We start from the raw sequence: 13193 nt of genomic DNA, 5'->3' as shown, positions 1-13193 counted from the left end.
ACGTCCGTTCGCGGCGCGCCGCCATGGCTTGCCTGCCGCCTCGGCGTGGCATCGCATCGCGCGATGACCCGTCCCTGCCCCCCTCCTCAATCAGGTCGAACGCCTTCGTAGGACTTGCCTGACGGCTGGCGCCATGGGCCCGTTCGATAATGGGCCGCTGGCGGGGTCGCCTTGTTCGTCGCCCGTCCGATCGTCTGCCTGCCCGTCTTCCTGTTTCCTTCGAGGACCCGTTTCCATGAATGCACCCGCCCCCAAGCGCTTTTCGATGATCCGCGAGTTCCATCTCGCGGACTGGTTCACGCTGGGCAACGCCGTGTGCGGCGTGGGAGCGCTGTTCTCGTCCATGACCTATCTGGCCGCGGGCGACGTGCGGCACATCCATTTCGCGGCCGCGCTGGTGCTGGCCGCGCTCATCTTCGACGTGCTCGATGGCCGTATCGCGCGCTGGCGGCAGAAGTCTTCGGCCATGGGGCGCGAGCTGGATTCGCTGGCCGACGTGATCTCCTTTGGCGTGGCGCCGGCCATCATCGCCTACGCCTGCGGCATGCAGGGGCTGTACGACCGCATCGTGCTGGCCTACTTCGTGGCCTGCGGCGTCTCACGTCTCGCGCGCTACAACGTCACCGCCGAAACGCTCTCCGAGGGTTCGGGCAAGGTCAAGTACTTCGAGGGCACGCCCATTCCCACCTCCATCGTGCTGGTGGGGCTGATGTCGCTCGCCGCCGCCATGGGCGCGGTGGGCGAGCAGCTCTGGTTCGGCAGCGTGCTGCTGGGCGGCTTCACGCTGCACCCGCTGGTGATGCTGTTCGCGCTGTCGGGCTCGCTCATGATCAGCCGCATCCGTATTCCCAAGCTCTGAGATCGCGCCGCAGCCCCAGGGCCCTGAGGGGCGCTTGCTTCGCTTTCGATAGCTGGGTGTGCAGATCGTGCAAGGGCTTTGGGTCATTTCCGTGGGTATTCGTGCGCTGTGCGCGCCGCACGCGCATTGACGGTGTGCCGCAGGGGCGTGACACGATCTGACGCAACTCCGCGCGGCCCGCCCACGGTACACTTGCCCGCTTTCCCGTGCGCGCGCGTGCCGTGCGCCGGGTCCGGGGCTTCCCCCTTCCTGTTTTTCGTTGCGCAGCGTTCCCTCCTCGCACCTCCTGTTCCATGGCCGTCGAAACGGCGGGCGCTGCCCGCACCAGCTTTGAACTCAAGAGCGCCCAGCTGCCCGTGGTGGCGGTAGCGCTCAAGACCACCGATGCCGCCGTGCTCGCTGCCGACCTGGCCGCACGGCTGGCCGACGATCCCGGCTTTTTCGACAACGACCCGGTGCTGATCGATCTGGCCGCCGTGCGCGACGCCGAAGAGCCGGTCGATTTCGCCGCCCTGAGCGCCTCGCTGCGCGCCATGCGAACCCAGCCCGTGGCGGTGCGCGGCGGCAGCCCGGAGCAGATGCAGGCTGCGCTGGCCGCCGGCCTGGTGGCCGCGCCCGAGGCGGCAGCGGCCCGTGCCGCTGCGCCCGCGCCGGTGCGTGAGGTGATCCGCGAGGTCGTGCGCGAAGTCGAGGTGCCGGTCGCCGGCCCCACCACGGTGGTGGTGGACAAGCCGTTGCGCTCGGGCCAGCAGGTCTATGCCCGGGGGGGCGACCTGGTGGTGATGGCCGTGGTGAGCTTCGGCGCCGAGGTCATCGCTGACGGCAACATCCACATTTACGCGCCCATGCGTGGCCGGGCCATCGCCGGCGCGCGCGGCAACACCGACGCCCGCATTTTCAGCACCTGCCTGGAGCCGCAGCTGGTCTCCATCGCAGGCATCTACCGCACCACCGAAACCGAGCTGCCCGACAACGTGCGCGGCAAGCCGGCGCAGGTGCGGCTCGATGGCGAGAAGCTGCTCATCGAGCCGCTCTGACGCCGCCGCGCCCGCCTTCTTCGGTCCCTCCGCCAATTCATTTCAGGTCCACCGCGATCATCATTTCAGGGAATCAGCACAACATGGCCAAAATCGTCGTCGTCACCTCCGGCAAGGGGGGCGTGGGCAAGACCACCACCAGTGCCAGCTTCGCATCGGGCCTCGCGCTGCGCGGCCACAAGACCGCCGTGATCGACTTCGACGTCGGGCTGCGCAACCTCGACCTGATCATGGGCTGCGAACGCCGCGTGGTCTATGACCTCATCAACGTCATCCATGGCGAGGCCAACCTGAACCAGGCCCTCATCAAGGACAAGCAGTGCGACAACCTGTTCGTGCTGGCCGCCAGCCAGACGCGCGACAAGGACGCGCTCACGCAGGAAGGCGTCGAGAAGGTGCTGAACGACCTGGCTGCGATGGACTTCGAATACATCGTCTGCGACTCGCCCGCCGGCATCGAGAGCGGCGCGCTCATGGCCATGCACTTCGCCGACGAGGCGCTGCTGGTGACCAACCCGGAAGTCTCCTCGGTGCGCGACTCCGACCGCATCCTGGGCATGCTGGGCAGCAAGACCCGCCGCGCCATCGAGGGCGGTGAGCCCATCAAGGAACACCTGCTCATCACGCGCTACAACCCCGGCCGCGTGCAGGACGGGCAGATGCTGAGCCTGGAGGACATCCAGGACATCCTGCGTATCGAGCTCATCGGCGTGGTGCCCGAGTCCGAGAGCGTGCTCACCGCCTCCAACCAGGGCACGCCCGCGATCCATCTGCAGGGCACCGACGTGTCCGAGGCGTACAAGGACGTGGTGGCGCGCTTCCTCGGCGAAGACAAGCCGCTGCGTTTCGTCGAGGCCGAGAAGCCCGGCTTCTTCAAGCGCATCTTCGGCGGGAGGTAGTCCATGGCTTCGTTCCTCTCTTTCCTGCTCGGCGAAAAGAAGAAGACCGCCAGCGTCGCCAAGGAGCGGCTGCAGATCATCCTGGCGCACGAGCGCAACGGCCGCAACGCCTCCGAGCCCGACTACCTGCCCGCACTGCAGCGTGAACTCGTCGCCGTGATCTCCAAGTACGTGAAGATCAGTCCCGACGACCTGAAGGTGCAGCTCGAGCGCCAGGACAACCTGGAAGTGCTCGAAGTCAAGATCGAGCTGCCCGACACTGCCGCCAAGTAAAGGAGGCCGGCCGCGTGCGGCCAGTCTCTTCACGCGCTCAAATCAGCAGCCAGCCCTTGGTGCACAAGGGCTGGCTGCTCTCATTTCTGGGTGGCGCCCGCCATGGCCGGGGCCCGGCCCAGCGGGTGTTCGGCGTAGAACATGCCACCGTGGTAGAGCAGGGGCGATGCGCCCGCCTGATGGCTGCACTGTTCCACCTCGCCCACGAAGATGGTGTGGTCGCCCTCCACGTACTGGCTGCGGTTGAAGCATTCGAACACCGCCACGGCCCCCGCCAACACCGGCGCGCCGGCGATGCCCGGGCGGTGCTCCACGCCTGCGAAGCGGTCGATGCCGCGCGTGGCGAAGCGCTCGGCCAGCGCCTGCTGGTCCGCCGCCAGCACGTTGATGGCGTAGTGCGAGCCTGCTGCAAAGGCCGGCAGCGACGAGGCCTTGTGCGCCAGGCTCCACAGCACCAGCGGCGGCGCCAGCGACACTGAATTGAACGAGCTGGCCGTCATGCCGACCAGCGAGCCGTCGGCCGCACGGGCGGTGACGATGGTCACGCCGGTGGCGAACATGCCCAGTGCATCGCGGAATTCGCGCGCGGAGAATTCCGGGGCGCGGGCAGTGGTCATGCGGGGCGGGGTCTGGGTCACAGGCAAAGGCGCACGCGGCGGTCGGGAAGGGAGGGGTCGGCTATTATGGGCCGGCCTCCGCCCCGCAGCCGCGCGCACTGAGAGCGGCCCCAAGCGCTTCTACATCGTTGCCGCTCCTGTCCGCGCCCCAGCGCCCCAGCCAGAACCGCTTCGCTGGGTTGCGTGGGCTTTTCTGACGGCCTGCGCCGCTGCGTCCCTGCCTCTCGTCCATGTCGCTGCTCCCCACTTTCACCACCCTCGGCTCCGGCCACACCGTTCTCATGCTGCATGACGCGGACGGCGATCACCTCACCTTCGCCCCGCAGGTCGAAACCCTGGCCAGTGCCGGCTACCGCGCCGTCGCCTGGGACATGCCGGGCTATGGCCGCAGCGCGCCGATCGAGCCCTACGGCTTCAAGGGCCTGGCATTGGCCTGCACCCGATTGATCGAGGCGCTGCAATGCGGCCCCGTTTCGCTGGTCGGCCATGGCCTGGGTGCCATGCTGGCGCTGGAAGTGGCGCTGCGCCAGCCGCAGTCCGTGCGCCGGCTGGTGCTCTGCGCCGGCGGCCCGGCGCTGGACGAGGCCGGCGAAAGCGCCTGGGTGGCGCCCCGCCTGGCCGCGCTGGACGCCGGCCAGTCCATGGAGTCGTTGGCGCAGGCCCTGGTGCCGCAACAGGCCGGCAGGGGTGCGCTGCCCGAGGGGATGCGCCTGGCGGGCCATGCGCTGGGCCAGGTCAACCCATCAGCCTACCGGCGCGCGCTCCAGGCGCTTCCCGCCTTCGCGCGCAGCGCGGCCGACTTCGCCCGGCTGCAGCTGCCCGCGCTGGTGTTGGGCGGTGCCGACGACCGCTGCACTCCGCCGGAGGCGCTGCAGGCGCTGGCCCATGTGCTGCCCGATGCGCGCCACATTTCGCTGCCGGACGTCGGCCACTGGCCGCAGCTGGAAGACCCCGACGCCTTCGACGGCGCGCTGCTGGACTTCCTCGCCACCGCTCGCGCCCGGGTGCTGCACTGATGCGCTCCGCCGCTGACCGCATGCCGGCGGGCGGGACCGCCTTCGCCCCGGCCATGCCGTGGCGCTGGCCGGCCGCTCTGGTGGCCCTCGCCGCGCTGGCTCTGGCCGCGGGCGGCCTGCGCCTGGCACGAATGCCGTACGAAGGGCTCGACACCGCGCGCGGTGCGCTGGGCGCGGCGCTCTTCGCGGAAGGGGCCGATGCGCCGCTGCGCCTGCTGGGCCCGGCCCCCCGGCTGCCGCTGCCCGAAGGGACCAAGGCGGTGGAGATGGTGATCGCCGTGCCGCAGCCTTCCGCCAAGGGGGGCCCCGCGACCGGGCGCGGCAGTGCCTCTACCCCGGGCCCTGCAGCCGTGCAGGCTGCATCGCCTCAGGCCGCCGCCGCGGCCTGCGAGCGCCTGCTCAAGCGCCTGCCCACCATCGGCGGCAAGGATTGCGCCGCCACGCACCTGGCCGAGAGCGGTGCCTTTTCGGTGCAGGGCACGCCGCTCTACTGGCGTGACGTGCTCCCGTCCAAGGGCGCTTCGCAGGGTACGAAGGCGGTAGGCGCTGCTGCGCGCCCGCTGCGCGTGCTGGTGGTCGGTGCCATGCATGGCGACGAACTGACCGCCGCCGCGCTGGCGATGCGCTGGATCGAGCTGGCGCAGGACGGCGCCGTGGTGTCGCGCCAGCCGGTGCACTGGCGCTTCATCCCCGTGCTCAATCCCGACGGGCTGCTGGCCAAGAAGCCCACCCGTGTGAATGCGCGGGGCGTGGATCTGAACCGCAACTTCCCCACGCCGAACTGGGAGCGCGACGCGCCCATCTACTGGGACAAGCGCACCCGGCGCGATCCGCGCCGCTGGCCTGGGCCCCAGCCGCTGTCGGAGCCCGAATCGCGCTTTCTGCACACGCAGATGGACACGGACTTCAAGCCGGATCTGGTGGTGAGCATCCACGCGCCCTACGGCGTGCTCGACTACGACGGCCCGCTGCCACCGCCCAACCGCCTGGGGCAGCTGCGGCTGGACCAGCTGGGCATCTTCCCGGGTTCGCTGGGCCACTACGGCAGCGTGCGCCAGGGCATGCCGGTGGTGACCATCGAACTCAAGCACGAACTGCACATGCCCGACGACGGGCAGGTGCTGCAGATGTGGCGCGACCTGCTGCGCTGGATGGACAACAATCTGGCCGACGCCTCCGCCCGTAACGCGCATTGAGCGCAATCTTCGGCGGAAAAAGCCCGCAGCCCGCGTATATCAAGCGCAGGTTGCTATGAAAACCGTAGTGTATTGACAGGCGCGCGGGTGGCTGGCCGGCTGCCGTGCCGCCGGGAGACCGGTCCATGCAACGCCGTGAACTCATCCGACTGGCAGCGGCCGCCGCTGCCGCCACCTGGCAGCCGCGCTGGAGCTGGTCCGCCACCCTGGCCCAGCGCGCGCTCTTTCCGCTGGGCGTGGCCAGCGGCGCGCCGTCGCCCGACGGCTTCGTGCTCTGGACTCGTCTGCTGGACGGCCCGGTGCCTGGCACCGTGCCGGTCGGCACGCCCCGCAGCCGCCTGCACGACGCGTTGACGGTGCGCTGGGAAGTCGCCGAGGACGAAGGCTTTCGTCGCATCGTGCGCCAGGGCCAGGCCACGGCGCTGGCGCCGCTGGGCCATGCGGTGCATGTCGAGGTGGCCGGCCTGGAGCCGGACCGCTGGTACTTCTACCGCTTCATGCACGGCGACGCGGCCACGCCCGTGGCGCGCACCCGCACCGCCCCGGCGCCCGAGGCGCTGCCGCAGCGCATGCGCCTGGCCTTCGCCTCGTGCCAGCGCTGGGAGCACGGCCACTACGCCGCCTACCGCCACATGGTGGACGAAGACCTGGACGCCGTGCTGTTCCTGGGCGACTACATCTACGAATACGCCATGCCGGCCAAGCCGCCGCGCCATCCGCTGGCGCGCACCCACACGCTGCCGGTGGCGACGACGCTGGCGGACTACCGAGACCGCTACGCGCTCTACCGCACCGATGCCGACCTGCAGGCCGCGCACCGCGCCTGTCCGTGGATCGTGACCTGGGACGACCACGAGGTGCAGAACGACTACGCCGGTCTCTTCGGCGAGGGGCCGGCCGAGGGCTTCCTCGAGCGCCGCAACGCCGGCTACCAGGCTTTCTACGAGAACATGCCGCTGCGTGCCAGCGCGCTGCGCCGGGGCCTGGGCGGGCTGGGCACGCTGGACGCCGTGCGCGTGCACGCGCGCTACGGCTGGGGGCGGCTGCTGGATTTCCACGTGCTGGACACGCGCCAGTACCGCGACCGGCAGGCCTGCCGCACGGCCGGCGCGCCTCCCGAGGGCAGCGTGTCGCCCCAGGCCTGCCCGCCGCTGCGCGACCCGGCCCGCTCGCTGCTGGGTCTGGAGCAGGAACGCTGGCTGGCGCAGGGCCTGGCGCAGGACGCGGCCGGCGGCGTGCGCTGGAGCGTGCTGGCGCAGCAGACGCTGTTTTCGCAGCGCAATGCCCGCGCCTGGCCCGAGGAGCGCTACAGCACCGACACCTGGGACGGCTACCCCGCTGCCCGCCAGCGCCTGCTCGATGCGGTGGCCGGCGCGCACCCGCGCAACACCGTCTTCCTCGGCGGCGATATCCATCAGAACTACGTTTGCCGCGTGCCGGCCGATGTCTCTGACGCGCGTGCTCCCGCCATCGCCAGCGAGTTTTGCGGCACCTCGATCAGCTCAGTCAGCCATGTCACACCCGGACAGGCGCAGGACATGGTGCGGCGCAATCCGCACGTGCTGCTCGCGCGGGCCGACCAGCGCGGCTACGGCGTGGCCGAGGTGACGCCTTCAGGGTGGACGACCACGCTGCGCACCGTGCAGGACGTGGCGCGCGCCGACAGCGCCGTGGCCACGCAGGCGCAGTTCGTGGTGGAAGACGGCGTGCCGGGCCCGCTCCCGGCTTAAGGGTCGCCAGGCCCCTATGGGGGGGCGCCGCGCGCCCCTGTTCAGTTCACGGAGTGATCAGGCGGCCACCGGCGTGGCGGAGGCGCGCCCTGCCGGCGCGCCCATGCCCAGGAAGCCGAAGGCCATGGCCGGGCGCCGGCCGCAGAGCAGTTCGGCCATGGCCTTGCCCGAGCCCGCGCCGTGCGTCCAGCCCAGCGTGCCGTGGCCGGCGTTCACCCACAGCTTGCCCACGCGGGTCTTGCCGATGTAGGGGATGTTGGTGGGCGTGGCCGGGCGCAGGCCCGTCCAGTACTGCGGGTTGCCGCCTTCTTCGGGGGTGCGGGTGTCGCACACGCCGGGCAGGATCTCGGAGATGCGGCGCGAGAGCATGTGGCAGCGGGCGCGCGCCAGGGGACTGTCCAGGGACAGGTCGTAGCCGCCCAGCTCGATGGTGCCGGCCACGCGCAGGAAGCCGCCCAGCCGGCTCATGGCGATCTTCTTGCCGTCGTCGATGGTCGAGACCATGGGCGCGCCCTCGGGTCTGAGCAGCGGGAAGGTCGCGCTGTAGCCCTTGCCGGGGTAGATGGGCAGGTTCACGCCCACGGTGCGCAGCAGCGGCGCGCTGTAGCTGCCGCAGGCCACCACGACGGCGTCACCGGTCAGGTTCTGCACGGCAGCGCCCGCTTCGCGGGCACGCACGGTGACTGATTCGATCGCACCGCCGGCCTGGTTCAGCCGCACGACATCGTGGCCGTAGAGGAACTGCACGCCGCGCTCGGCGCAGCGGCGGGCCAGCTCCTGGGTGAAGACGCGGGCATCGCCGCTCTCATCGGTGCTGGTGTAGGTGCCGCCTTTGATGCGGTCGCCGTAGGCCTGGAAGGCCGGCTCGATCTTCAGCAGCTCGTCGCGGCTGACCAGGCGGCGCTGCACGCCGTAGCGGCGCATCAGGTCCACTGCGTGGCCAGCGGCGTCGAAGGATTTCTCGTCGGTATAGAAATGGGCGATACCGCGTTCGAGTCGGTTGTATTCGATGCCGGTAGCGCGCACCACGTCCTTCAGCGCCTCATGGCTGTAGGCGCCCAGGGCCACGATCTGCTGCACGTTGCGCTCGAAGGCGGCGTCGTTGCACTGCGCCAGGAACTTCAGGCCCCAGCGCCATTGCTCCCAGTCGAACTGCGGGCGAAACAGCAGCGGCGCCTCCTTGTCGAACATCCACTTGAGCGCCTTCCAGGGCGCGTCGCGGTTGGCCCAGGGTTCGCAGTAGCTCACCGAGATCTGCGCCGCGTTGGCGAAACTCGTCTCCAGCGCCGCATCGGGCTGGCGATCGACCACAGTGACCTCATGGCCCTGCTCAAGCAGATGCCAGGCGGTGGAAATGCCGATGATGCCGGCGCCGAGAACGATGGTTTTCATAGCTGTGCAGTGTGCTGTCCGTTGGCTTGAATTAAAAGCGAAATTAAACTTGCTCCGAATTCATCAGACACACTTATAGAGAGTCCGCCATGAGCACCTACGACCCCGCAGCCCTCGAGTGTCTGGCCGCCATCGTGGAAGAGGGCGGGTTCGAGCGCGCGGCGCAGCGCCTGAACGTCACGCAGTCGGCCGTTTCGCAGCGGCTGCGCGCGCTGGAGGCGCAGGTGGGATCGGTGCTCATCGTGCGCAGCCGGCCGCTCAAGCCCACCAGCGCCGGGCAGCTGCTGCTCAAGCACACCAAGCAGCTGCGCCTGCTGCGCGCCGACCTGGAGCGCGACCTGCAGGACCTCGCCCCCAGCGCGCCGGGCGGCGGGCGCGAGGACGAGCGCATTTCCATCGCCATCAACGCCGACAGCATCGCCACCTGGGCGCTGGACGCGCTGCACGCCCTGGTGCGCCAGCGCCTGCCGCTGGAGATCATCGCGGATGACCAGGACTTCACCCAGGAATGGCTGCGATCGGGCCAGGTGCTGGGCTGCGTGACCACGCTCAAGAGCGCTCTGCGTGGCTGCAAGGTCGTGCCGCTCGGCGCCATGCCTTATGTGGCCGTGGCGGCGCCGGACCTCGCTCGCCGCTACCTCCCGCAAGGGCTGACGGCGCACAACTTCCGCGACGTGGCTTTCGTCGCCTTCAACCGCAAGGACGACCTGCAGGCGGAATTCGTCGCCCGCACTTTCGGCCTGAAGCGCGTGGCGCTGCAGCAGTTGTTCGTGCCCAGCTCCGAAGGCCAGGTCCGCGCCGTGGTCGCTGGCTGGGGCGCCAGCGTGGTTCCTGAGGCGCTGGCCCGCCCGCTGCTGGACGATGGCCGGCTGGTGGACCTGGCTGCCGGCCATACGCTGCCGGTGCAACTCTATTGGCACTGCTGGAATCTGGAGTCCGACGTGCTGGACGCGCTGACCGATGCGCTCACCAGTGCAGCAGCCCATGCGCTGCGGTCCACGCCCGGCTGACGCCGCACGCATGCCGGCCATGACGGTGCGACGTGTGACTGTCTTGCAACATGTTGCCGGCCGCGCTCCGGTGATTCGGCGGGGTTGAGTCAGGCTATCGATAAGATCATGGCGATGAACATTTTGCAGCTCCGCCGCTCCTTCAAGGAGCAGATGCACCAGGCGCGTGAGCAGGCCATTGTTGTCGCCGCCAGCCGTTTGATGGGGGAAAAGGGCTTCGAGGCCATGACCGTGGATGAGGTGGCCAGCGCCGCTGGAATCGCCAAGGCCAGCCTCTACAAACACTTCGCGGGCAAGGACGAACTCTGCGCGGCCGCCATGGTGCATGCCGTGGAGCGCGCCAACCAGTTCCTGGCCGGCCTGGACCCGGCGCTCTCGGCGCTCGCCCGGCTGAGTCTGCTGCTGCGTTGGCTGCTCGAATTGCAGCTCACCGACGAGATGCCGCTCATGCTGAGCCGCAATTCGGGCCTGGCCGCCGCGCTGGGGGGGTGCGAGCCCTATCAGGCATCGCTGAGCCTGCTGCGCACGCAGGTCCAGGAGTGGGTTCTGGAGGCGCAGAAGTCGGGCGACATCAGCAGCGCCCTGCCGGCCGAGTTGATCGTGTGCGCGCTCTTCGCGCGCTCGGCCGACCCCATGCTGACTCTGCTGCGCGAACGCGGCGGCTACAGCGACGAGCAGGTCGTGGACTGGGTGGTGCAGACCTGCCTGGCGGGCCTCGCCGCGCGGCGCTGACGCGGCCGGAGCACTCAGCGAACGAGCAGCACCGGTACGCGGCTGTTGGCCAGCACCTGCGTGCTGACCGAGCCCATCACCAGATTGCCCAGCGCACCGTGGCCGTGCGTGCCCATCACCAGCAGGTCATAGCGGCCCGAGTCGGCCACCTTGGCGATGGTCTCGCCCACCGGGCCGACCTTGACGATGGTCTTGATCTGCACGCCGTGGCGGGCGAGGAACTTGTCCACCGGCGCCATGACCTTCTCGCCCTCTTCGGCGTAATACTTGTCCACCACCTGCTTGCCCAGGGCGGCGCGCGCACGCGGCGGCAGCTGGGGCTGAACGGTAACGGCGGTGAAGCTGTGCGTGCCGGCCAGCAACTCCTGGTGGGTGGCCAGGTAGGCGAGCATCTTCTTGGTGTAGGGACTGCCGTCCACGGCGAGCAGGATGTTCATGCGATGTCTCCAGGGTGGGGAATGCCAGACTAAAGCGGGCGAACGTCTGCCGTCTTGACCTGGGTCATTGCCCGGCAGGTTCCGGCGCCGCGCGCTGCGCAGGGATGGTGCCCCGTGCCGCCCATCATACGGTCACGGTTGCATGGGGCTGGAACGATGCCTGCTCGCCTTTGCGGGCATAACCCAGCGGGTTCGCAACCACGCGGCAGCGCCAGGGCGTGCCGTCGTCGCGGGTACCCTGGACGGTGTAGTCGCTGGGTGCGTGCAGGTGGCCGTGCAGCCAGAGGTCGGCATGGGGCAGCAGGCCATCGAGCGCGTTGCAGAACCCGGCCGTGCCGGGCACCAGGCCGTAGCGGGGGTCGGCGCTCAGCAGGCTGGGCGCGAAGTGGGTGACTGCCACCGTCGGCCCTTCTGTCCAGGGTGCTGCGAGTGCATCGCGCAGCCAGGACTGGCAGGCGAGGGCTTCTTCGCGCATGGCCTCTGCCAGGAAGGGCTCGCCCGCGCGCGTGCCGCCCGTCTTCTTCAGGTAGAAGTTCGCAGCGCGGAAGGCCTTGTCGCGCAGGCGCAGGCGCCGCGTGACGTCGTGGGCGTGCTCGTGTTCGGCCAGGGCGTCGAAGTCGCTCCAGAGCGTGGTGCCGACGAAGCGCACGCCGCCCAGCGCCAGGGTGGCGCGGTCCAGCCAGGCGATGCCCAGCCGCTCGCAGGTGCGTTGCAGGCGCACTCGCGCGGCGTCGAAGTCCTGTGCGTCGTATTCGTGGTTGCCCGGCACGAACAGCACGGGGACCGGCCAGCCCGCGTGCTGGGGCAGTGGCGAGAAGCGCGCCAGGCCAAAGTCTTCGTCTTCCAGCTGCGAGCCGGTCTGGTAGGAGCCGATGTCGCCCGCCAGCACCAGCACGTCGGCGCCGGGCGCGGGGGTGGCGGTGAAGTGGGGGTGGGTTTCCAGGTGCAGGTCGGACAGCAGCTGGATGGTGGTTTTCTTCTGCCTCGTCGGCGTCGCTTGCGTCATTTCGCCGATTGTGGCGTGAGCGCCTCTTGGGGTGCGCCGCTGCGGCGGCCCGAGCGCTCCATCGCGTCGCGCAGCCAGCGGTGGCCACCGTCGTGCCGGCGGCTGCGGTGCCAGAGCGCATCGACATGCACGGTGGGCAGCGGCATGGGCAGCGGTCGCCAAACGAGTTCGTTCGTGAGGCTGGCCACGCCTACGAAGTGCCGCGGCAGCACGGTCAGCAGGTCGCTGGCGGCCACCACGCGGCCGGCGGTGAAGAACTGGTTCACCGTGAGCACCACGCGCCGCTCGCGGCCCAGCGCCGTCAGCGCCTCGTCGATGAAGCCGTAGGGCCGGCCCGAAAAGCTCACCAACAGATGGCGGGCCGCGCAGAAGCGGTCGAGCGTCAGCGGCACGCCCGCCAGCGGGTGGCCTTGGCGCATCACGCAGACGTATTCGCCGTCGTAGATGCGCGTGCTCTCGTAGGCGACCAGGTTGCCCGATTGCGCGCGTGCCGTCAGGTCGGCCATCACGGCGGGAAAGTAGCCCACGGCCAGGTCGGCGGCCTCGTCGTCCAGCAACTGGCGCGGGTCGCGCGTGGTCAGCGGCACCACGCGCAGCGAGACGCCTGGCGCCTCGCGTTCGAGGATCTCCATCAGTGGCGGTATCAGCATGGCACCCGTCGCATCTGCCATTGCCAGCACGAAGGCGGTGTTGGCTGTCGCAGGGTCGAAATCGCCCGGCGCGAGCGACTGCTGCAGCTGCGCGAGCGCGGCGCGCACCGCCGGCCAGAGCGCCTGCGCGCGCGGCGTGGGCTCCACGCCCTGGCCGCTGCGCACCAGCAATTCGTCGCCCAGCGCATCGCGCAGCCGGCGCAGGGCGTTGCTCACGGCCGGCTGGGTGAGCGACAGCGTCTCGGCGGCGCGTGTCAGGTTGCGTTCCGACATCACGGCGTCGAACACGCGCAGCAGGTTCAGGTCGAAGGTTCTGAAATTGAGGGGCTGCATGCGTTC

14 protein-coding genes are annotated in these 13193 nt (G+C 69.8%); 9 read left to right on the top strand and 5 right to left on the bottom strand.

The annotated features are described in order from the left end of the window. The first annotated feature begins 235 nt into the window (after window positions 1-235). The 4 genes from pssA (at window position 236) to minE (ending at window position 3068) form a co-directional block, all read left to right on the top strand. The gene (pssA, locus tag AC3A84_RS11820; RefSeq protein ID WP_487969814.1) at window positions 236-859 is read left to right on the top strand and encodes a CDP-diacylglycerol--serine O-phosphatidyltransferase; all 624 of its coding nucleotides are present in this window, start codon (window positions 236-238) and stop codon (window positions 857-859) included. Between the two features lie 293 nt (window positions 860-1152). Then, window positions 1153-1896 carry a septum site-determining protein MinC gene (gene minC, locus AC3A84_RS11815; RefSeq protein WP_487969813.1) on the top strand — a complete coding sequence of 248 codons (744 nt, stop codon included), beginning with the start codon at window positions 1153-1155 and terminating at the stop codon, window positions 1894-1896. Between the two features lie 83 nt (window positions 1897-1979). Continuing rightward, window positions 1980-2795 carry a septum site-determining protein MinD gene (gene minD / locus AC3A84_RS11810; RefSeq protein ID WP_487969812.1) on the top strand — a complete coding sequence of 272 codons (816 nt, stop codon included), beginning with the start codon at window positions 1980-1982 and terminating at the stop codon, window positions 2793-2795. 3 nt (window positions 2796-2798) lie between these two features. Further along, window positions 2799-3068 (top strand): cell division topological specificity factor MinE, encoded by a 270-nt coding sequence (minE, locus tag AC3A84_RS11805; RefSeq protein ID WP_092937849.1) that lies wholly within the window; start codon window positions 2799-2801, stop codon window positions 3066-3068. An 80-nt stretch (window positions 3069-3148) separates the two neighbouring features. Here the strand turns inward: minE and AC3A84_RS11800 are convergent, their stop codons facing one another. Beyond that, window positions 3149-3685 (bottom strand): flavin reductase family protein, encoded by a 537-nt coding sequence (locus AC3A84_RS11800; protein WP_487969811.1) that lies wholly within the window; start codon window positions 3683-3685, stop codon window positions 3149-3151. Window positions 3686-3915: 230 nt separating this feature from the next. Here AC3A84_RS11800 and AC3A84_RS11795 point away from each other — a divergent pair, with 230 nt between their 5' ends. The 3 genes from AC3A84_RS11795 (at window position 3916) to AC3A84_RS11785 (ending at window position 7627) form a co-directional block, all read left to right on the top strand. After that, a complete protein-coding gene (locus AC3A84_RS11795) occupies window positions 3916-4701 on the top strand; it encodes an alpha/beta fold hydrolase (protein ID WP_487969810.1) in 786 nt (261 codons plus the stop codon). Further along, complete coding sequence (locus AC3A84_RS11790; RefSeq protein WP_487969809.1) at window positions 4701-5897, top strand: M14 family zinc carboxypeptidase; 1197 nt, start codon at window positions 4701-4703, stop codon at window positions 5895-5897. Before AC3A84_RS11795 ends, AC3A84_RS11790 begins: the two co-directional genes overlap by 1 nt. 125 nt (window positions 5898-6022) lie before the next feature. Next, entirely contained in the window at window positions 6023-7627 is a 1605-nt protein-coding gene (locus tag AC3A84_RS11785) for an alkaline phosphatase D family protein (RefSeq protein WP_487969808.1), read from the top strand. 57 nt (window positions 7628-7684) lie between these two features. Here AC3A84_RS11785 and AC3A84_RS11780 read toward each other — a convergent pair whose 3' ends face one another. Continuing rightward, the gene (locus AC3A84_RS11780; RefSeq protein ID WP_487969807.1) at window positions 7685-9019 is read right to left on the bottom strand and encodes a D-amino acid dehydrogenase; all 1335 of its coding nucleotides are present in this window, start codon (window positions 9017-9019) and stop codon (window positions 7685-7687) included. A gap of 89 nt (window positions 9020-9108) precedes the next feature. On the opposite strand from AC3A84_RS11780, the gene AC3A84_RS11775 reads away from it, so the two are divergent. Further along, window positions 9109-10029 carry a LysR family transcriptional regulator ArgP gene (locus AC3A84_RS11775; protein ID WP_487969806.1) on the top strand — a complete coding sequence of 307 codons (921 nt, stop codon included), beginning with the start codon at window positions 9109-9111 and terminating at the stop codon, window positions 10027-10029. 108 nt (window positions 10030-10137) lie between these two features. Next, the gene (locus AC3A84_RS11770; RefSeq protein WP_487969805.1) at window positions 10138-10761 is read left to right on the top strand and encodes a TetR/AcrR family transcriptional regulator; all 624 of its coding nucleotides are present in this window, start codon (window positions 10138-10140) and stop codon (window positions 10759-10761) included. A gap of 14 nt (window positions 10762-10775) precedes the next feature. On the opposite strand, the gene AC3A84_RS11765 is transcribed toward AC3A84_RS11770, so the two are convergent. The 3 genes from AC3A84_RS11765 to AC3A84_RS11755 form a co-directional block, all read right to left on the bottom strand. Beyond that, a complete protein-coding gene (locus AC3A84_RS11765) occupies window positions 10776-11198 on the bottom strand; it encodes a universal stress protein (protein WP_487969804.1) in 423 nt (140 codons plus the stop codon). Window positions 11199-11322: 124 nt separating this feature from the next. Further along, window positions 11323-12204, bottom strand: coding sequence for a metallophosphoesterase (locus AC3A84_RS11760; protein ID WP_487969803.1), 882 nt, complete (start codon window positions 12202-12204; stop codon window positions 11323-11325). After that, window positions 12201-13187, bottom strand: coding sequence for a LysR family transcriptional regulator (locus AC3A84_RS11755; RefSeq protein ID WP_487969802.1), 987 nt, complete (start codon window positions 13185-13187; stop codon window positions 12201-12203). The genes AC3A84_RS11760 and AC3A84_RS11755 overlap by 4 nt, the downstream gene beginning before the upstream one ends. Between the last annotated feature and the right edge of the window lie 6 nt (window positions 13188-13193).

The organism is Paracidovorax sp. (assembly GCF_057642795.1).
Note: the sequence above shows the minus strand (reverse complement) of the source record. Positions and strands in the feature narration are given on the sequence as shown.